Genomic DNA, 18,641 nt, shown 5'->3' with positions numbered 1-18,641 from the left:
GCAACCCAACTGTCATTTTTTCACATAATTAGGCTATACTGTGAAAAATCAACACGGGGTCCCGAGTCATGAGTACCGCAAAACTTCAGGATGAATCCACCCAGGACAAGGTACTGCTCTCGAAAGCATTACTGAATGCCGGAAAGGCCTTTGGCTTCAATCAGACCGAGCTGGCAGACATTGTTGGCCGAAACCGGACGGGACTGGTTCGGGACGGCATTGACCCGGAGAGCAAGTCCGGAGAACTGGCCCTGCTCTTTATCCGGCTCTACCGCAGTGTCTATGCGTTGACGGGTGGCGAGCCCGACGCCATGAAACACTGGATCAACACCGAGAACCGGTATTTCGAGGCGATCCCGCGTGAGTTGGTCAAATCCGCGGAGGGGCTCGTCCGGGTCAATCACTACCTGGATGCCATGCGGGGTAAGCTTTGACGCACGAAGCCCGGATTGCCCGGTGTCTTGAACCGTTACAGGGTACCGTCTATCGGGTTGTTGAATCCCAGGAAGAGATCGCCACCACCCGGCTTGTCGACAACATTCCGGAGCAGGCACGGCTGGAGGAACTGCTGGAAAAGACCAAGCCAGCCCGCGCCAGGGGAACGGGCCGCCTCCACTACCTGCTCGCCACACCCTTTCGCTACCCGCCGCTAAAACACGGCTCGCGCTTTGGGCAGGCCTTCGAAAAAAGCCTTTTCTATGGCGCCATGACCGTAAACACCGCGCTGGCTGAAACCGCGTTCTATCGGTTCGTATTTATCAGTCACGTCGCCGTGCCCTTTCCCAAACCCTTGCGGACACTCCATACCGTGTTTGGGGCCAGAATCCGAACCGAGCATGGCGTTCGGTTGCAGGGCAAGGCCTGGAACGAGCTTCACGAAGATCTGACGCACCCATCCAGTTATGCAATGACCCAATCGTTGGGCAGCGAAATGCGTGCGTGCGGGGTAAAGGCGTTTCAGTTCCTGTCAGCCCGCGCCCTTCAGGCCGGATTGTACTCCTTGCCCTACCACGCCCGCGACGGCATGGAGGGAGTGAACGCCGCCCTGTTTGAGCCCGGCGCACTGAAGGACCACACGCCACGGGAAAAGATGCGTTTAATCGTTGTGACTGCCACCGACTCGGTGTCGATGAGTCTCACCGCGGAGGATGGCTCCAGGGAGGTACTGGAATTTTCCCGGGGCCAATTCCTCATCGACGGACGGTTGCCCGATCCGGCCATCTGAAACGATCAGATGGCCGGATACGATCGATAGGCTGGCTGGGTGACGAGACAATCAGGGATCGTTCCTGGCGATCAGCCGCCGGACCTGCTCCAGATTTTCATTGGCCGTGACGTAGTAACTCGGCGACGCCTCTGCAGCCAGGGTAAAGAACCGCTCCGCATCCGCGAATTTTTCGCCGCTCATACAGATGTAGCCCACGGTGTTAAGAGCCTCCGCTTCGGACATCACCTCTCTTAGCACCTCAAGCGCCTCATCGTAACGCTCCTGGCGTGTGTAGAGTTGCCCCAGATTTTGCCAGGCTCGCTTATGCCAGGGATCAACATTGAGGGCGGCAAGGTAGGCCCGCTCGGCCAGATCCCATTGGCCCGCCAGGTAATGCGAATAGCCCAGGTTATTCTGAATGCGCGCACTCAAGGGAGACAGCATCAAGGCGTCGTTATAGTGCTCGCCCGCCCGGACGAAATCGCCACGAAGATCGGCAAGGATGCCAAGCGCGTTATGGGCTTTACCCAACTTTGGATCCAGACTGACCGCTTTCTCCAGCACGATACGGGCCCGATCTGGCTGGCGCATCTGCATCAGTACCAAACCCATGCCCTCCAGGGCGCCAGCGTGGTCGGGGTCATGTTCCAGGGCACTCTGGAATGCGGTATGAGCCTTGCCCAACTCCTCTTTCTGGAGGTTAATGGCGCCGATTTTATAAAAACTCTCCGGATTGTCCGGTTCCAACTCAAGGGTTCGGATGTACTCGAAAATGGCCTGGTCAAGCTCACCCCTGGCGCGGGCGGCGTCACCGCGGGCAATGCCCTCGGCCGCCGATTCAATCGGCATCAGTGTCGAAAATGTCAGCTCCGATTTGCCACTGTACAAACCGGAGAAATCCCCCTCCGCGCCTGTGGGCGTCGATGCGCATCCGGCCAGAAACGCGCACGTCAGAACGATACTGCTTCCTTTCATCATCCAGTTCATGCCTTTCATGGGGCGTTACTCCTGTGTCCTATTGAAAGTCTCATACCGTTTCGGCACGGCTTTGAATCAGCCCTGTCATTGAATGTTAAAATGATCCATCAGCCCGACAATCGCCGGCCCAATGGCCACCACAAAGAACGCCGGGAACATGCAGAAAACCAGAGGGAAAATCAGCTTCGTGGAAATTTTTCCGGCTTCCTCCTCGGCTTTCTGCATCCTTTTGTCGCGAAACTCTTCGGAATAGATCCTCAGGGAATCCGCAATGCTGGTGCCAAACCGAAGACTCTGGCTCAAGAGGGTGACGAGACCCGCAATTTCCTCCAGGCCGGTACGATCCGCCAGGTTGTGGAGGGCCTCCGACCGTTCAACACCCGCCCTCATTTCCGCATTCACCAGGGCGAACTCCTCGGCCAGTTCCGGATGGCCCACGGACACCTCGTCAGCCACGCGCTGAAGGGCCGGCTTGAGGCCAAAGCCGGCTTCTGTGCAGACCACCAGAAGGTCGAGAGCGTCCGGGAACCCGTGGTAAAGCAGCCGCTTACGGCGCTGAATCAATTTCGCCAACACATAGTTCGGGGCCGCGACACCGATGAGCACCGCCGCTGCGGCGGACTGCAGGGCCAGGGCCGACGTCACTGAAGGTAGCCAGTTAATGACCAGCAGAATCAATAAGGGAAGGCCTATGAACAACAATGTCTTGATCGCATAGAAGTTGGCCAGGGCGTTATCGCTCCGAAATCCCGCATGCATCAGCTTTTCCCGGGTCCGGCTGCGCTCTCCTTCCTTCTTGGGCAATACGAAGGGAGCCACTTTGCCCATCAGGATGACCATGGCCCCCGTTTTAGCCGGCGCGCCCTCCTGCTCGGTGCCAACTACCTCTTGCAGGCGGTTCCGTACCGGATTGAAGATCGTCGAGATGAGGAATATCCCGGCGAGGCCAGCGCAGAACACCGTCGCCCCCATCAAAGACACAAAGACCCATTCCGCTATCTGCTGGTTTTGCAGCGTAGAGTTGAGAAGTCCAATCAGATAATCCATGGCGTTTCTCCTTCACACCTTGAGATTAAGGATCTTCTTGATCCAGAACACACCGAGCACGATCAGAACCAGCGCAACCAGGATGATATCCCCGCCCCGCGGGCTTTCCGTGAGCATCGGCATGTAATCGGGATTCACCACGGAGATGACCAGAAACAGGACAAACGGGGTGAGCGTAAGAACCCAGGCAGAGATCCGGCCTTCCGCCGAGAGTGTTCTCACTTTGCGCTGGAAGCGGAATCGTCCCCGGATGACGGCAGCAATTTTCTCCAACACCTCCGCCAGGTTGCCACCGGACTCACGCTGCACCAGAACTGCCGTGATCAAGGCCATAACCAGAATGCTCGGAACGCGTTGTAACAGTCCCATCAACGCCGTGCGGACGTCGCCTCCGTAATTGATCTCGTTGAAGGTGGTCCTGAATTCTTCCTTGACGGGACTGGGCATTTCCGTGGACACGAGCCGGATGGCTTCAACGAACGGGTGACCGGCCCTGAGCGCCCGGATAATGACGTCGACAACGTCCGGTAACTGCTCCTCGATCCGTGCGATTCTGCTTGCCCTTTTTTTGCGGATGTGGAGAAACGGCAGAATCGATCCCAGTGGTGCTCCCACGGCCGGTGCCCAGTACGCCTTGTTCAGACTCCAGGCAATACCGGCAGTCAGGGCGCCCATTAGCAGGGCAAGCAATACCACCCGGTAGGCTGGTGTCTTCATACCGCTCTGGGCGATAAGATTTCGCAGGGGCTCGAGTACATCGAGCATTTCGAGACGCTTTTCCAGCGGGTTCAGGTTCCGCGTGTAATGCTCTCGAAGCAGGGATACCCGTTGCTGGTTGACAGCATCGTCCATCATCGTTTTCATGCGCCGTCGCATGCGTTTTCGGGCACTCCGACTCTCACCGAAAACGGGAATGACCAACCCCTGGGAAAGCAGGAACACCGCGGTAAACACGAGTGCGACAAATATCCATAGATTCTCGCCGAGCACTTCCATGGCTCAGTCCTCCAGGTCCGGGTTATAGAGAGACAACGGGACCACAATCCCGCGTTGTTGGAGGTGTTCCTGGAACCGAGGCACGATGCCGGTTGCGGCGTAACTGCCGATAACCTTGCCCTTCTCGTCCTTGCCGCGACGGCGGAACGTGAATAGCTCGGACATGGTAATGACGTCGCCTTCCATGCCGTTGATTTCCTGGACACTCACCAGCCGTCGGGTGCCGTCCTCCTGACGCTCGACCTGAAGGACCACATCAATGGCAGAGGCGACCTGGGTTCGAATCGCCTTCATGGGCATGCTTGCACTCGCCATGGACACCATGTTCTCGATCCTGGTCAGGGCATCGCGGGGGGAATTCGCGTGCAGGGTCGTCATGGAGCCATCGTGCCCGGTGTTCATGGCCTGCAACATATCCAGGGCTTCAGCCCCCCGGACCTCGCCAACAATGATCCGGTCCGGCCGCATACGGAGACTGTTTCTGACCAGATCCCGCTGATTCACCTCACCTTTGCTTTCAATGTTGGGAGGACGAGTTTCCAGCCTTACCACGTGGGGCTGCTGTAGTTGCAGCTCGGCGGAATCCTCAATGGTCACGATCCGCTCGTCATGGGGAACAAAACCGGAAAGCACATTCAGTAATGTGGTCTTACCCGAACCTGTGCCACCAGAGATCAGGACATTAAGCCTGCCCTGGACGATGGCCTCGAGAAGTTCGGCAATCGGTGGCGTCAGGGTGCTTTTCTCAATCAGGGCATCCACAGACAGGCGGCCAATCGAGAATCGTCGAATCGACAGTAACGGTCCGTCGACAGCCAGCGGCGGAATGATTGCGTTGACCCGCGACCCATCCTGCAGTCGGGCGTCCACCATCGGCGAGGATTCGTCGATCCGTCGCCCAACGCTCGAAACGATCCGGTCGATCACATTGAGCAGATGAGCGTCGTTGCTGAACGTGACGTCCACCTTCTCAAGCTTGCCGTTTCGCTCCACGTAGACGCTGTTGAACCCGTTTACCAGGATGTCCGCTATGCTTTTGTCCGCCAGCAGAGGCTCCAGTGGGCCGAGCCCCAGGATGTCGTCGAGGATCTGTTTGAGTACCCGCTGCCGGGAGTTCAGGCTCAGGGGCACCGAATCCTCGTTCATGATTTGTTGACCGATCGCCAGAATCTGGTTTTCGGCCTCCTCACGGCCCAGCGTGCTTATCAATGAAAGATCCAGCACCTTCATCAACTTCTGGCGCAGGTTTTTCTTGCAGATGCGCTCCTGCTCCTCTTCGACCCGCCGGGCCTGCTCACCATCGTTGCTGTGGCCATTGATGCCGAATCGCGCGTAGGAGATATCGTTCATTCCGTTGGTAGTCATGTCATCCACCTCATGTCCGGGCCAGTTTGCGAAGAACCCTGCCTAGCCCGAACTGGCCAGATTCGGCTTTCTTTCCACTCAGACTTTCGGCCAGGTTCACGATGCTTCTGCTCACCGGTGAAGATGGCGCGAATTCCAGAAGAGGCGTACCGAGATTGGCGCTCTCGGCCACCTTCGAAAAATCATTCGGGATGCAGCAGATGTCCTCAATTTCGAGACTCTTCCGGATATCCTCGAAACTCAGGTCGAGACGCTTATCCCAGCGATTCACCACCACTTTCATGCGAGTCGGGGGGATGCCCAGATAGGTGTTGAGGTACCGCACCATTTGTCGCGCATCCTGCACGTGGGCAATGCTCTGCTGAACCACCAAAAGAATGACGTCGGCGGATTCCAATACCACCCCGGCCACCGGATCGATCTGTCTTGGAAGATCCGCAATCACATGGTCGTAACCCGACTGAACGACCGAGATCAGCTTCTTCAATTGCCCTTCTTCGATGTCACCAGGCACGATCAGTTGCTGCGAGGTATCGCCCAGAATGTGAAGCCCGCTTTTGTGTTTCAGCATGTGGCCTTCAAGCGCCATGGCATCCATGTTGTCCGAGCGCACGATGGCATCAACCAGACCACCGTCGGGAGGAAGATCGAACAGGGAGGACAGGTGACCAAACTGGAAATCGAGGTCCAGTAATGAAACACGCTGCCCGATCCGAGCGACAAGGCTGTGTGCCAGGGTTGCCGCGATGATGCTGGCCCCGGAGCCACCCTTGGCGTTAATGACGGCGGTTAGTTTGGCGTTATTAATACCCGCATCGGCCCGGAGGCCCTCCGCAATGCGGTTCAGCGAGTTCCTGAGATCGTATTCCGGCATCGGGAAACTGAAGTAATCTCGCGCACCCACTCGTAAAGCCATTCTCATGACTGCAATGTTCTCCGGCCCGACGACAATCGTTGGCGGGCGTCGGGCCATGGGCCGCTCATCCAATGCCCTGAGCTCCTCCTCCCAGGCACCCGTGAGACAAAAAACAAGGGTTTCCGGCATCTCTGGCAAATTATAGAGAGGGTCCGAATTGCCATTGCTGATATGGCGCAGGCTCAGGATGTGCGAGGTTCCGCTGACCATCAGCTTTTCCATCTCTGCTAATTGGCTGGCATCCCTTCCCGCCAGCAACACTCTCATACTTGGTTTCATACAGCTTTCCTCATCCCTGCTGATTCAGCTCACTGTTCCGAAGCAGCCAGTTCCTTCAGGTGAAACGCCCAGGCTTTCCCGGGGCAAAACAGTCACGAACGACGGCAAATCAAATTCCTGGAAGAAGAACGGAATGATCAACCGATGGCGCACTGAGTTGACCTCACTCCGCACAAACACGATATCGAGGTAATTGATGGCGGGATCGACAGGCGTGCCATTGGCATCCAGGTAATCGATCTGAATGTTTGATTCGTTCAGCGCCGGCAGGACGGGACTGGAGCCGGTGGAACCCGCCACATCGAACATCCCGATGCGGCGAATCGCACTGTGATTTACCGGGCAGACCACCGCCACCCGGGCGCTCTGTCGGCTGACCTCGCCAAGGGTGTTCCAGACAAACATCAGTCGGCCGAACTCAACGGATCCGAACAGCAATACAAAGAAGAGAGAACCAACCAATGCGAACTCAACAGTATGGGCACCACGCTGTGCCCTGGCGCAGATAGTCATAAGGCCCTCATCTCTACAGTGCTTTGCATTTGAAAAGACAGGGTCAGGGGCTCGCCGCCATAGAAAGCGGGGATCCTTCCGACCAGCGGGACGTAGTTGTAATTGGCCGAAACCCGGATATGGCTTGCGTCTGGGCTGGAAACCGTCACATCGGCGGCTGACCACTGTGGTAGCAGGGGATCCCCCGTTCCGGCAACGTTGCCATAAACCACCAGATTTCCGGTTTCCTGAACGCGCCCGGTTTCGAGGTAGATGATTCCGACACTGCCAATGAGGGCCCCGGAGGCCATATGCCTGGCGCCATCGCGGGTAGCCCGCGTCATGGTGTGGTATTGATGGAACGCCCAGCCTAATTCGGTGACGGCAAACACAACCACAATCAGCAAGGGCGCGGAAACCATGAACTCGATCGCCGCAATACCACGCTGCTTACGTTTGTCCGTTGATAACTTTTTCATCGCCTGGCCACTCCCTTGAAAACAGATCCTGTCCTTTTCGTCTCAAAAACTCGTCAACTGTCCCGAGTGTCCGGATCCTTATACAACTGAATCACGTGGGGACCTGGCCCTGTCACCGGGTTCGGCCCGGGGACACCGCTGCCGCCACAATCATCCTTGAATTGCCCAAAAAACACGGCCTGCCCCGTTTGCTCCATCTTTGTGATCATGTAGAAGCAGGCGAAGCCGAGGAGGTCGACAGAGCTCTGTCCGCTGGCAAGACCATCACAGTGTCCGACCGGAAGGGTCAGAATTCGGCGACCGGGAACGCCCGATGGTGGCAGGGCCGGATCAACGTTGGCCATTTGGCCGAGGTACCAATCGAGGTCGAAATCTGGGGCTACACCGGTCTCGTAGTCCGATTCGGTATAAGCTGCATGGTCCGGGAACCAATCGGGCGGGTATTCATCGGCACTGACAGGTCCGTTGTAGACACCCACACGGGTATTGATGCCTTGCGCAAAGGGGCCCACGGTATTGCCGGGCTCTGTCTCAATGGCCTCCCCGGTGCTCAGGCAACTGTCGTATTTGCCCGCTGCCGATTCCCGCACATCCGCTCCGCCAGCATCTCCATCAAGGCGCACGAGATAGAAGTTCCCGTTTCCCACCGACGAGGCGTCCCCAGCGCCGATTTTCAGCATTTCAACGTCACCTCGGGAATAGCCGTAGGTGGTGCCTGTCGGGGCGGTCTCTGGAGGCGTACCACACACCATCATTGGCGCAACATTGCAGACGTTGCCGAGGGTCGGGCTCGGACCAGCGACGGCTGATCCTGGTATATCCGTGCTGTTGACGCCAAGCAGAGGGGCAAACCAGTGATCGACATCAAATCCTGTAGCCCGTACCCGGACGTACTGCGCCGGCACGGTGGCGGGAATGAACGGATTCAGTGTTGATGAGAACTCGACAGCGAGTGTGAGCGTTCCGGCGGTAAGCGCATTCCCTAAGGCCGTATTTCCCGGTTCGTCCGCATTGCTCGCAAAGGTATCAAGACCGGCCGCCTCGGCAACCAGTGTGTTACCGGTTTGGTCGAGCACCTTGGCCGCGCTGAGCGCGGCGGCATCAAGGCTATTCTGCAACCGCGTTTTCTGGAGGTGGGCATGGCTCATATCCAATGCCAGCCCTGCCATTCCGAGAATGGCCAGCAACGATATCGCGACCAGCGGCAAAATAGCGCCCTGCTGTTTACGATATTCCGGTTTCATCCAGCTGATACCCTGCATGATGCTGCCTCCTTGTCATCATCCACCCACTGGTTTTACAGCTCAGCGCCACCCATTCCGTCATAGATGCGTTGCGGTGAAGGTGGAGTTGTTCGGTTGCGTTCCACCGCACCGGTGGCACGAGCGCCATCCATCGTGGGAATCGCGGGCGGCTCCTGGCCCGGCGGCACATACTTCTGAGAGGCCACCATGGTGCGAACAGAGTTTCCGAAATCCCACTCGGAGGACGGCGATGCACATCCACCCAAGGACACCGCCACAACGATGGCGGACAGTACGAATCGTGGTTTGCTATTCATCAGTTTCATGGTGTCCACCTTAGAGTTCGTGTCCGAATTGACCTTCAACGCCGCCCTTACGCATGGGTTTGGATTGCGGGCGATCCCCTGCTCCCCAGCCCTCGGTAAATCCAAGCAGGTAGAATTCGAGAGAACTGGGTTCAACAAAGCGGTCGGTCGGGAGGGTGAATTTTTCGCGATCGACGGGCTTGGCAAAGTGCGGCGTCACAAGAATCACCAACTCGGTTTTGCCCTGGATGTATTCCTGACTCCGGAAAAGCTGTCCAAGCACCGGAATATCGCCAAGGCCCGGGAATTTGTTCACGCGCTCCCGGAGCGTTTCGTTAATCAGACCAGCGACGCCGATGGTTTGACCGTTACCCAGCTCAACCGTGGAAGAAGCGCTTCGGCTAGTCAGTGAGTTAATAAAGAAAGTTGCCCCGGCGTCTTCGATATCCAGCGCAATCGAGTTCTGGTTACTCAGCTCACTCACCTTGATGTTGAGCTTCAGACTGATGGTGCCGGAGTCAAGAACGGTGGGCAGAAAACCGAGACTGATCCCGAAGTCCTTGAACTCAATGGTGACCCTATTTTCATCGCCAGCTACCGGAACCGGGAACTCGCCACCGGCGTGAAACGTGGCTTCCTGTCCGGTGAGGGTCGTCAGGGTTGGTTCGGCCAGCACTTTCGCCAAGTTGTTCTCTTCCGCGGCTTCAATCACCAGGTCAAACAGCGTGGTACCGTCGAGGAAACTGGCGAACAGGCCGCTGGTGTCATAGCCAAGTGGCTCCCGGACGATCGCGGTGACATCACCGGTAATTCCGGCACCCCCACCGGCAATCGGTGCCCCGATCAGAGCGGTCGCGCCTCGACTGGCGCCCGAGGTGACGTTCTTGGCCACGTTGAGAACCTCGAACCGCGCGCCAATGTTTTTCAGGAGATCCCGGGACACTTCGGCCACCTGAACCTCGAGCATCACTTGTTGGGCACCACCCACCTGCATCATGTTCAGGACATTGCCCGGGACCTCACCACCGCCCTGAAAACTGCGAGCCAACTGGACGGCAGTATCAACCCGGGGCGCACTGCTCACCTCCCCACTCAGGACGATATCTCCCTGGGCGGAGCGAACTTCGATGGTTTCATCGGGGAGAATCTGGTGCAGCCGGGCTTTCAGCCCCTCCAGATCGTGGGTCACCTCAATTCCGAGGACACTGACGACGGTATTGTTGTTATCCCAGAGGGTCACATTGGTCGAACCCAGCTTCTTACCAACCACGTAGAGTTGCCGTGACCGGAGAATAAGGATATCCGCTATCTCCGGATTCCCCAGCGACACTTTCGCAATGGGCTCATCGAGATAAAGAATCTGGGACTGATTGAGAGCCACATCGACCATCTGCCGCTCAATGCCGGAGGACACCATGACCTGGGCGCCCAGACCCGGAGCCAATGCCAGCAGGCAGAGCCCCATCACTCCGGCTTGAAGCCACTGCGTCCGGTTCTTCCTTGCCATTTTCATGATTGTTTTCATCACCAACTTCTCCCTGCGTGACGTCCTTTTCTTCGCGGACAGGTCTCTTACATCGATACTTTTGAGGTGCTTACATCGGTTCCCCGGATTACAGTGACCCGCTGAGAGGTCGCAACCACCCGCTTTCTGGGGGCTGGCTTTGGCTTCGGTGCTTCAGCGACGACTTCCGGCTTGACTTCAGGTTTTGGCTTTTTGCTGTCATCCAGAGGGTTTCTCAGCGCCAGCTGAACCATGCCTTCCTGGGTAGCTTCAACGAGGAGCTCAGCTTCGACCGGTGAGAGTTCGAGAGTCACTGCCCGTACGATGACCGGCTTGTCCTTTTCGGGCGAGGCGCTTTGATCGACCGCCAGCACTTTGACGTCTTCCAGCAGCGTTTCGGTCCGGTAGTCTCGGCGATTACCCTCCGGCTTGGCCGCAACGACATCGACACGGTTACCCGGCATCAGGAAGCCGGCGACCCCGACAACATCATTCACCCGAACGGTTACCGCTCGCTTGTTGCGCCCAATGACTGCGGATAACGCACTGCCCCCACCAAATGGCGCGACCTTTTCCTTCATCACAATCTCATCGGGATAGATCGTTCCCATTGCGACGGTCCCGGTCAGGCTCTCAATGTCGTTGTAGGCGCTTGAAGGCACCAAGTGGCTTGGCATGGTTTCGATCCGCAGATCGGTTTCCTCGAGCTTTTTCCCAAAGGGTATCTGCATGGACGCCACCACCACCGCTATTCCAGCCTCCTCTTCTGAGACGGTCAGCCGTTTTATCGCCCAGCCCTTGGCCACAAACGCGGCTGCAAGGCCCATGGCAAGGGCAAAGGTCAACATGACAAAAGTCCGTTTTTTAAACATAGCGATCACCTCTCATCCGCAAACTGCACAAAGTAGGTTTTCCAGGCCCAGCGAATGGCTTCGATACTCAATTCCGGAGGCTCGCCCCGGTAGCGACAATAGTCACTGACCAGGCTCAAGAGATCCCGGGGATGGCATGGCAGCAAAGCGCTTCCCTGCATGGGGTACAGCTCCGTCATCATGTAACGGGTTACTTCAGGGTTGTTTTCAATTCCGTACTGCTCACACACCTGCGCCCACAGTTGCAGGTATGGGGCACTTTCCAGGGTGTTGAAGCGGATCTTGTGACCAATCCGACGCAGAAACGCTTCATCGGCCAGATCCAGAGGGTTCAGGTTGGTGGAAAACACCAGCAGCATGTCGAAAGGCACAGCAAAGTGTTGGCCGGCCCGGAGGTGGAGAAAGTCCCGCTTCTCCTCCATCGGGACGATCCAGCGATTCAGTAAGGACAACGGAGGCATTTTCTGACGCCCCAGGTCGTCAATCAGGAACATGCCGTTGCTTGCTTTCAGTTGCAGCGGCGCCTGGTACTGTTTTCGGTCGGCATCAAAGGTCAGGTCCAGGAGATCCATGGTAAGCTCGCCGCCGGTGACAACCTCCGGACGATGGCAGAGTTGATAGCGGGGATCGTGGCCATCCATCAAGTGAACGGGATCCTGCTCCGAGCGGTTTACCGGATGGTGGAATTCCGGATCAAAAATGGCCACCACACTGCCCCCAACCAATATGGAATAAGGCACAAAGATCGGACCGTTCAACAGCTTGACCAACTGCCGGGTTATGTAGCTCTTTCCACTCCCGGGAGGTCCGTAGATAAACACGGCACGGCCGGAGTGTACCGCCGGGCCCAATTGATCAATGAGCGACTCTTCCAGAACCGTGTTCTGGAACAGGCGCCGAATATCCGCAGACGTCACCGAGCAATCGGAAACAGATTGCGCCCGGATCAGCCTGGCGTAGTCGTCCAGGGGGACCGGCGCAGGCCCGGCATATCCGTCCCGTGACAAGGCATCCAAAGCAGCCGAGAAGCCTCGGTCGGTCAACGCATAGCGAATGCCCTGGCCACCGGAATCGGCGCCCTTTGCCTCTACCCGGGCTTCCTTTCGGAGCATCAGGAGAACCGGTTCGACGACTGCGCCCGGAAGACAAACGTTTTTGGATAGTTGGGCCAGAGTCTGGTTGCCAAGGTGATGAAGATGCTTCAGCACCAGGTCGGCAATGAAGTAGGTGTCGAGCCCGGTCTCTTCGATGTTGTGAGGACGTGGGCATCTGGCCGCACGGTGAACAGAAAGAGAAGGCTCATCCAGAGATAGATAGTCTGCGTCCATTGCTAAACACTCCCAGAGGCTGCCGTGCCGGTATCAGGCCAAATACCAGATTGAAAAGAACGATCCACAGGCAATGGCCAGGGCGTATGGGAAACGCTCAGCTGCCGCTTCCCCCACGGCCGGCGCCAGATAGACGGGCTTTCGCGATGCCAGCATGACCGCCATTCGGCCATAACGGCGACAAAACGCACCGAGCCCACCCCGCAACCCGATAAAAACCAGAGCAATCCCGCCACCAAAGGCAATGGTCGCCAACACACTGACGAAGGCGGTCTGGGGGCCTAACAGCACGCCCACGGCGGTCATGAGCTTCACATCGCCGGCTCCCATTGCTCCAAAAATGTGGAGGGGCAGAAAGCACAACAGCCCCACCAACCCGCCTCCAAGACCGACCAGCAATCCCTGCCAGTGCCCTACTACAGCTTGTCCAGCCAACCCCACTACAACCAGACTCAGCGTCAACCAATTCGGAATTCGGTGAGCGGTCAGATCGGTTACGACGGCAATCACAAGCGCAACAGCGAGGACGGGCAACATCCAGTTTGTATCGGTCATGAGAGTCCACACTCCTGTGAGCTGGCGGTACGGAATCTGGATGATCCCGTAGCCACCCCTTCCTTGGTTTAGCTCCTCATGGAGCCGCCGGCGCTCCGTCTCTGATCACACCGGTGATCTCGTCGATCGCCAGACCGATTTCAGTTGACAGAGCGGCAAAGGCCGCAACGGTTCCAATGACGATAAGAGAACCCGCTACCGCATACTCGGACAGTTCCAGACCTTCTTCATCGCGAAGAAACTGAGCAATTTTTGACTTGAGGTTTTTCATCATCTAGCTCCTGCTATTGATTATCTGAGTTTCCTTACGGCGGCGTTTCCGTTCGCCGTAAGGTCAGATTAGTCAGGAGTGTTACAGGTGGGTTAGGACTATTCTGGGCAAAAAACAGGAGAATCTTGCAGAAAGTTAATGTTCAGGGACGCAGGGCCACCGGGACATTAAGGTCGGTTTGTTCATGCTCAACCCGTGTATTCAGCCACTTACGTCGATACTGGGACGGTGTCATCCCGGTGTGGCGGTGAAACATCCGGGAAAAATAGGACGCATCCCTGAAACCAACCGTCCAGCAAACATCCGAGACGGTCGCACTGGCATTACGAAGAAGCTCACCGGCTCGGTCCAGCCGGCGGCGCATGATGTAATCCTGGAACGTGATTCCATAGAGCTGCTTGAACGCCCGACTCAAGTGATAGCTGGTTGTGTTGCACCGGTCTGCGATGTCGCTCTGGCACAATTTCTCGTGCAAGTGTTGCTCTATGTGGGCAACGGCCAATTCAACAAGCTTGTCCTCTGCCCGATGCTTCTGAAAACGGGCATCGTCCGGCAAACGCTGCGGCGGGATAACGAGATTCCGACAATCTCGTATTCTCGGCGTGGCCATCATGCTGGCCAGAATCGATAGCGACGACAGAACCGCCTCCGGTGCAACCGGTTTGACAAAGTAATTCCACACGCGTGCCCGCAATGCCCAGACCGCCAGCGCTTCAGAGTGCTGTTCGGTAAACATCAGGATTGGGATCGAGGGATGATCGTGTTTCGTCTCGTTGAGAAGAGAGAGTGTCGAGATATCGGGAAAGTCGAATTCAAAACAGAGAATGACATTCTCACCGTTTGCACCAATGTCATCCAGTCCGGCATTTTTGTCACGGCGCTCCAAAGGGAACCTTGTATCAATAATTCTGGCAAGCTCTTGGTCAGCTCCGTATTGGGTGGCATCCAAAAGCACAATGGTAGCCTTTTCCATGGTACGCACTCCGTCGCATTGACCCTGACATCTGTCAACTTTCTTTACGACCGGTTCTTTTTGTTGTTAACCAGCCGTTATATAGGCATAGGTAGTGCCCAGCTACATGTCAAGCTGAATATTGATGGATCTGTCGCATTGGTTTCGCTGGAATGGTTGAGCGAGAAGCCCTTCTGCGGGCGTATCAACGGGTTAGTAACAATCACAAAACAGGAATCCTGAGGAGCCGTTCAATGAGAAGTGGCCAAAAAAACAGCGACTGGAACGTCTGGACAATCTTGGCAAGGTCAAAGGTCGTCGTTCAAGGGCGTACCACCGTTACTCCGGGGCTGGTTTTTCGGTAATGTGGTTAGCCAAGAGGACAACTCATACCCATCAGAAAACGAGTCCCATTGGGTATGTCATGGACCCGAGCGATTGGCAGCAGAGTGTTAACTCGGGTTCAGAGTCAGGATGCCCAGAATGCCTTCCAATACCGGGGGCAGTATCGGCTTCCGGGGTATAAGCTCAAACGGATCGTGGACCAGGAAAACCTGATTGGAGACTGACTATGGAAAATCGCAAAATCCGCTGGGGAATCATTGGTACCGCCGAAATTGCCACCAAGGTGGTGGCGGGAATGCACGATGCCAAAAACGCTGAGGTCGCCGCCGTTGCGAGCCGTGCTCTCGACCGTGCCCAGGCCTGGGCAGACGAGCACAACGTGCCGCAGGCTTTCGGTTCCTACGATGAGCTTCTCGCTGATGACAGTATCGACGCCGTGTATCTTCCTGTTCCGACAGCGTTGCGTAACGAATGGATCAAGAAAGCAGCCCGCGCCGGCAAGCACGTTTACGCCGAAAAGCCCCTGGCTGACGGCATCGAAAAAGCCATCGAAGTCTGCAAAGAGAACGGCGTCCAGTTCATGGACGGAACCATGTGGCTGCACAGCACGCGCACGCAAGAGATCGAGAAGCGTATTGCAAACGGCGACATCGGCGATGTCAGGCGTGTGACCAGCGCGTTCACCTTCAAGGCACCCTCCAGGGAATGGTATGAAGGCGGCAACGGCCGCACCGACAAATCCCGGGAACCCATGGGCTGTTTTGGTGATCAGGGCTGGTATCCAATCAGTGCCACACTGTGGAGCTACGGGTACGAACTGCCCGAGCGCGTCCAGATGAACTTCGTCTCAAAGAACTCCATCGATACCATCGTCGCCTGTGGTGGCACCCTGTGGTTTGCCAACGGCCGTATGGCAACCTTTGATGCGGGTTGCGAACTCGCGCACCGCTCGCAGGTAGAAATGGTTGGCGACGCCGGCCTTATCCGCATCGACGATCTGGTTGGCGGACAAGGCAGAAGTGGCAATTTCGCCGCCTACGGAGAACGATTCACCGGAAGCTCGAGGTACATCCTGGGTGACGTGGAGGGCAAGGACACGGTGCAGGAGGTGGAGCCGTGCGACCACGTGGTGAAGCTCGTCGAGAAGTTCTCGGACATTATCCTGACGGGTGAGCTGGAGGACACGTGGCCGAAGCGCAGCCTGGCCTGCCACCGGGTAATGTCTGCGCTTTTCGAATCCGCAGAATCGAACGGCGCGGTTGTCTCCCTTTAAGACACGTTGAATGGATGAAATTCGGATGCGCAGACTGCGATGACAAAACTGGCCCTGATAACCGGCGCCAGCGCCGGCATTGGCCGTGAGGCCTGCGACCTTTTTGCCCGGCAAGGCTACAGAGTTATTGCCCTCTCACGACAGCCAACAGGCGTGGAGTCCGCAGCCCTCGAGATGACACTGGACCTTGAGTCCTTTGATCAGATCGAGGGCCTTGCAGGCGAGCTGGACAGCGAAATCGCCGCGGCCGAAAGCGTAATCCTGGTCAACAACTCCGGCTATGGGCAATTCGGCGCGCTTCGCGACCTGTCCGAATCCATGTGGAGCAAGCAATTCAGCACACACGTGTTCGGCCCCATCAAGCTGGCAGCTGTCTGCCTGGAGCTCTGCGAACAACACGGCATACCCTTGCGGGTCATCGCGGTTAGCTCCGTGCTCTCCATCACGCCCCAGAAAATGAAAGGCGCTTACTGTGCCGCCAAATCCGCGATGAACACGGGCCATGAAAGCTTCTGGTTTGATGAACAGGGCAGCAAAAGCCTGGAAAGTGTTTCGCTGGTGCTCCCGGGGCCGGTGAAGACACGCTTCAGAGAACATGCACTCGCGGCTTTGCAGCCCCTGCTTGGCCGGGCAAGCGCCGTGCACTGGGAAAAGTACAAAGCGATGGAAGCAGCGCTCGCGCCAGGCGCCAGCATCAAGCCTTTTACCGCCAGTGCATCGGACGTCGCGAAAAAGATTTACAGGGCCGCAGAGGCGACACGACCCAAACCCAGATATCTGGTTACACCACAGACCTACCTTGCCGAATTTATCACCCGGTTTATTCCCCGCTCGATCCAGAGAATCATCTTGCAATAAGCCGGGCCTTCTTCACCCGCCGGGCCCGGCTCAGTTCATCCTTCACGTATGCCCCGACGGCCTTGAGGAGACCCAGCTCCGGGTCAGCCTCTTTGCCATCCGCCAACCGGAAAATCTGCTGGTAATACCAGGCCTGGCCGCCCAGTACATTTATGATTTTGAGTGGCATCAGCGGACTGGCCGGAGAGAAAAATCCGCGCTGGGCAAGCTTGACGTGATCTTCGTGGCAAACGGTCTTTTCGATGCGCCCTTCAAGCAGATCCCTGGGTGTATCCGGATCCGTGCAGAGCGGCCGGCCAAGGCCAATCACGTCGGTTTCGCCGCTGGCAATCGCCTCTTCCATAAACGTGCGCGTCCGGAATCCACCGGTGACCATCAGCGGGCAGTCGCACACCTCTCGAATCGTCTGGGCATAATCCAGGAAGTAAGCTTCCCGTTTGCGAGTGCTTTCCCGCATGGCCGGCCCGTCGCTCGCGGTTTCGGAATCGCCACTGTACCCGAGCAGCCGCGGCTGTTCGTAGGTGCCGCCGGACACCTCCAGCAGATCAATACCCTCTTCATTGAGCCAGCGCACCACACTCACAGACTCATCGAGTGAAAAGCCGCCCTTGCGGAAATCGTCGGAATTGAGCTTCACCGCTACCGGAAACTCCGGCCCCACAGCTTCGCGAGTCGCGCGGACCACCTCGAGCAGGAAACGGGCGCGATTTTCCAGCGAGCCACCCCAGCGATCGGTGCGCTGGTTGGTGACCGGCGACAGAAAAGACGACAACAAATACCCATGGGCCCCATGCACCTGAACGCCGGTGAAGCCCGCCTCCTTGGCGATCCGGGCCACGTTGGCAAAGCGCTGGATAAAGTCGAGGATCTCCGGCTCCGAGAGCGCCCGAGGGCGCGCGTAGTTGCCCATCAGCGATAGCTGCACCGCCGAAGGCCCCATCGGGCGCGAGGTAACGTAACGCGGCGACTGCCGTCCGGCATGGGAGATCTGCATCCACAAATGGTTGCCGTTGCGGGTGCCCGCCTCAGCCCAGGCACGCAATTGCGCCATACCCTCGGGCTCGCCCTTCCCTTTTGTTAAATCGGGCGCCGGATCAATCGCCACGTTACCCGGCCGCTCCAGCACCCGGTGATCAATCATCACGTTGCCGGTAATCAACAGCCCTGCACCGCCATCGGACCAGCGCCGATAAAGGGTTTCATGGCAGTGAGTAGCGTGTAGCCGGTCGTCTGCCAGGCCTTCGGTCATGGCAGCCTTGGCAATGCGGTTAGGCAGGACTGCTCCGCAGGGGAGTTTTAGGGGTTGGGCGAGGGGCGATGTGCTTTGGGAAATTGAATCGTCAGAATCGAACGACACGTTTATTTACCTCTGAAT

The 18,641-nt window shown here is 57.2% G+C and carries 20 protein-coding genes; 4 read left to right on the top strand and 16 right to left on the bottom strand.

Annotated features, from left to right (window positions below; translation table 11 throughout):
* Positions 1–68 precede the first annotated feature (68 nt).
* Both KXD86_RS01345 and KXD86_RS01340 read left to right on the top strand, forming a co-directional pair.
* On the top strand, positions 69–434 hold the full coding sequence (locus KXD86_RS01345; RefSeq protein WP_218634294.1) for an MbcA/ParS/Xre antitoxin family protein: 366 nt from the start codon (positions 69–71) through the stop codon (positions 432–434).
* Positions 431–1,225: an RES family NAD+ phosphorylase gene (locus tag KXD86_RS01340; protein ID WP_218634293.1), complete on the top strand. Its 795-nt coding sequence runs from the start codon at positions 431–433 to the stop codon at positions 1,223–1,225. The genes KXD86_RS01345 and KXD86_RS01340 overlap by 4 nt, the downstream gene beginning before the upstream one ends.
* Before the next feature lie 51 nt (positions 1,226–1,276).
* Here KXD86_RS01340 and KXD86_RS01335 read toward each other — a convergent pair whose 3' ends face one another.
* The 15 genes from KXD86_RS01335 to KXD86_RS01265 form a co-directional block, all read right to left on the bottom strand.
* Entirely contained in the window at positions 1,277–2,203 is a 927-nt protein-coding gene (locus tag KXD86_RS01335; RefSeq protein ID WP_218634292.1) for a tetratricopeptide repeat protein, read from the bottom strand.
* Between the two features lie 66 nt (positions 2,204–2,269).
* Positions 2,270–3,232, bottom strand: coding sequence for a type II secretion system F family protein (locus tag KXD86_RS01330; protein ID WP_218634291.1), 963 nt, complete (start codon positions 3,230–3,232; stop codon positions 2,270–2,272).
* Positions 3,233–3,244: 12 nt separating this feature from the next.
* Entirely contained in the window at positions 3,245–4,228 is a 984-nt protein-coding gene (locus KXD86_RS01325) for a type II secretion system F family protein (protein ID WP_218634290.1), read from the bottom strand.
* Positions 4,229–4,231: 3 nt separating this feature from the next.
* Positions 4,232–5,593: a TadA family conjugal transfer-associated ATPase gene (locus KXD86_RS01320; RefSeq protein ID WP_228739290.1), complete on the bottom strand. Its 1,362-nt coding sequence runs from the start codon at positions 5,591–5,593 to the stop codon at positions 4,232–4,234.
* 10 nt (positions 5,594–5,603) lie between these two features.
* The gene (locus tag KXD86_RS01315) at positions 5,604–6,788 is read right to left on the bottom strand and encodes a CpaE/TadZ family protein (protein ID WP_218634289.1); all 1,185 of its coding nucleotides are present in this window, start codon (positions 6,786–6,788) and stop codon (positions 5,604–5,606) included.
* Between the two features lie 24 nt (positions 6,789–6,812).
* Positions 6,813–7,301, bottom strand: a complete 489-nt coding sequence (locus KXD86_RS01310) for a TadE/TadG family type IV pilus assembly protein (protein WP_218634288.1) — start codon at positions 7,299–7,301, stop codon at positions 6,813–6,815.
* Positions 7,298–7,759, bottom strand: a complete 462-nt coding sequence (locus tag KXD86_RS01305) for a TadE/TadG family type IV pilus assembly protein (protein WP_218634287.1) — start codon at positions 7,757–7,759, stop codon at positions 7,298–7,300. The genes KXD86_RS01310 and KXD86_RS01305 overlap by 4 nt, the downstream gene beginning before the upstream one ends.
* Before the next feature lie 53 nt (positions 7,760–7,812).
* Positions 7,813–9,021, bottom strand: a complete 1,209-nt coding sequence (locus KXD86_RS01300) for a pilus assembly protein TadG-related protein (RefSeq protein ID WP_218634286.1) — start codon at positions 9,019–9,021, stop codon at positions 7,813–7,815.
* Positions 9,022–9,056: 35 nt separating this feature from the next.
* Positions 9,057–9,329, bottom strand: a complete 273-nt coding sequence (locus KXD86_RS01295; protein ID WP_218634285.1) for a hypothetical protein — start codon at positions 9,327–9,329, stop codon at positions 9,057–9,059.
* A 10-nt stretch (positions 9,330–9,339) separates the two neighbouring features.
* Entirely contained in the window at positions 9,340–10,833 is a 1,494-nt protein-coding gene (locus tag KXD86_RS01290; RefSeq protein ID WP_218634284.1) for a type II and III secretion system protein family protein, read from the bottom strand.
* A 47-nt stretch (positions 10,834–10,880) separates the two neighbouring features.
* The gene (cpaB, locus tag KXD86_RS01285) at positions 10,881–11,684 is read right to left on the bottom strand and encodes a Flp pilus assembly protein CpaB (RefSeq protein WP_218634283.1); all 804 of its coding nucleotides are present in this window, start codon (positions 11,682–11,684) and stop codon (positions 10,881–10,883) included.
* Positions 11,685–11,689: 5 nt separating this feature from the next.
* Entirely contained in the window at positions 11,690–13,012 is a 1,323-nt protein-coding gene (locus tag KXD86_RS01280; RefSeq protein WP_218634282.1) for a DUF8689 domain-containing protein, read from the bottom strand.
* A 33-nt stretch (positions 13,013–13,045) separates the two neighbouring features.
* Entirely contained in the window at positions 13,046–13,567 is a 522-nt protein-coding gene (locus KXD86_RS01275; protein ID WP_218634281.1) for an A24 family peptidase, read from the bottom strand.
* Between the two features lie 76 nt (positions 13,568–13,643).
* A complete protein-coding gene (locus KXD86_RS01270; RefSeq protein WP_218634280.1) occupies positions 13,644–13,838 on the bottom strand; it encodes a Flp family type IVb pilin in 195 nt (64 codons plus the stop codon).
* Between the two features lie 142 nt (positions 13,839–13,980).
* The gene (locus tag KXD86_RS01265) at positions 13,981–14,811 is read right to left on the bottom strand and encodes an AraC family transcriptional regulator (RefSeq protein WP_218634279.1); all 831 of its coding nucleotides are present in this window, start codon (positions 14,809–14,811) and stop codon (positions 13,981–13,983) included.
* A gap of 550 nt (positions 14,812–15,361) precedes the next feature.
* Between KXD86_RS01265 and KXD86_RS01260 the strand changes: the two genes are divergently transcribed.
* A complete protein-coding gene (locus tag KXD86_RS01260) occupies positions 15,362–16,408 on the top strand; it encodes a Gfo/Idh/MocA family protein (RefSeq protein WP_218634278.1) in 1,047 nt (348 codons plus the stop codon).
* 39 nt (positions 16,409–16,447) lie between these two features.
* On the top strand, positions 16,448–17,266 hold the full coding sequence (locus tag KXD86_RS01255) for an SDR family NAD(P)-dependent oxidoreductase (protein WP_218634277.1): 819 nt from the start codon (positions 16,448–16,450) through the stop codon (positions 17,264–17,266).
* Here KXD86_RS01255 and KXD86_RS01250 read toward each other — a convergent pair.
* Positions 17,253–18,623 carry an NADH:flavin oxidoreductase/NADH oxidase family protein gene (locus tag KXD86_RS01250; RefSeq protein ID WP_312846239.1) on the bottom strand — a complete coding sequence of 457 codons (1,371 nt, stop codon included), beginning with the start codon at positions 18,621–18,623 and terminating at the stop codon, positions 17,253–17,255. The two genes, KXD86_RS01255 and KXD86_RS01250, sit on opposite strands and share 14 nt — an antisense overlap.
* Positions 18,624–18,641 lie beyond the last annotated feature (18 nt).

The organism is Marinobacter arenosus (genome assembly GCF_019264345.1).
Taxonomy (GTDB): domain Bacteria; phylum Pseudomonadota; class Gammaproteobacteria; order Pseudomonadales; family Oleiphilaceae; genus Marinobacter; species Marinobacter arenosus.
This window is presented reverse-complemented; position numbering and strand designations above follow the sequence as displayed.

Coding starts and splice junctions, on each gene's coding strand:
- KXD86_RS01345 (WP_218634294.1), top strand. CDS start 69: ATGAGTACCGCAAAACTTCAGGATGAATCCACCCAGGACAAGGTACTG.
- KXD86_RS01305 (WP_218634287.1), bottom strand. CDS start 7,759: ATGAAAAAGTTATCAACGGACAAACGTAAGCAGCGTGGTATTGCGGCG.
- KXD86_RS01260 (WP_218634278.1), top strand. CDS start 15,362: ATGGAAAATCGCAAAATCCGCTGGGGAATCATTGGTACCGCCGAAATT.
- KXD86_RS01300 (WP_218634286.1), bottom strand. CDS start 9,021: ATGCAGGGTATCAGCTGGATGAAACCGGAATATCGTAAACAGCAGGGC.
- KXD86_RS01265 (WP_218634279.1), bottom strand. CDS start 14,811: ATGGAAAAGGCTACCATTGTGCTTTTGGATGCCACCCAATACGGAGCT.
- KXD86_RS01320 (WP_228739290.1), bottom strand. CDS start 5,593: ATGACTACCAACGGAATGAACGATATCTCCTACGCGCGATTCGGCATC.
- KXD86_RS01295 (WP_218634285.1), bottom strand. CDS start 9,329: ATGAAACTGATGAATAGCAAACCACGATTCGTACTGTCCGCCATCGTT.
- KXD86_RS01290 (WP_218634284.1), bottom strand. CDS start 10,833: ATGAAAACAATCATGAAAATGGCAAGGAAGAACCGGACGCAGTGGCTT.
- cpaB (WP_218634283.1), bottom strand. CDS start 11,684: ATGTTTAAAAAACGGACTTTTGTCATGTTGACCTTTGCCCTTGCCATG.
- KXD86_RS01315 (WP_218634289.1), bottom strand. CDS start 6,788: ATGAAACCAAGTATGAGAGTGTTGCTGGCGGGAAGGGATGCCAGCCAA.
- KXD86_RS01335 (WP_218634292.1), bottom strand. CDS start 2,203: ATGAAAGGCATGAACTGGATGATGAAAGGAAGCAGTATCGTTCTGACG.
- KXD86_RS01310 (WP_218634288.1), bottom strand. CDS start 7,301: ATGACTATCTGCGCCAGGGCACAGCGTGGTGCCCATACTGTTGAGTTC.
- KXD86_RS01255 (WP_218634277.1), top strand. CDS start 16,448: ATGACAAAACTGGCCCTGATAACCGGCGCCAGCGCCGGCATTGGCCGT.
- KXD86_RS01325 (WP_218634290.1), bottom strand. CDS start 4,228: ATGGAAGTGCTCGGCGAGAATCTATGGATATTTGTCGCACTCGTGTTT.
- KXD86_RS01270 (WP_218634280.1), bottom strand. CDS start 13,838: ATGAAAAACCTCAAGTCAAAAATTGCTCAGTTTCTTCGCGATGAAGAA.
- KXD86_RS01280 (WP_218634282.1), bottom strand. CDS start 13,012: ATGGACGCAGACTATCTATCTCTGGATGAGCCTTCTCTTTCTGTTCAC.
- KXD86_RS01330 (WP_218634291.1), bottom strand. CDS start 3,232: ATGGATTATCTGATTGGACTTCTCAACTCTACGCTGCAAAACCAGCAG.
- KXD86_RS01275 (WP_218634281.1), bottom strand. CDS start 13,567: ATGACCGATACAAACTGGATGTTGCCCGTCCTCGCTGTTGCGCTTGTG.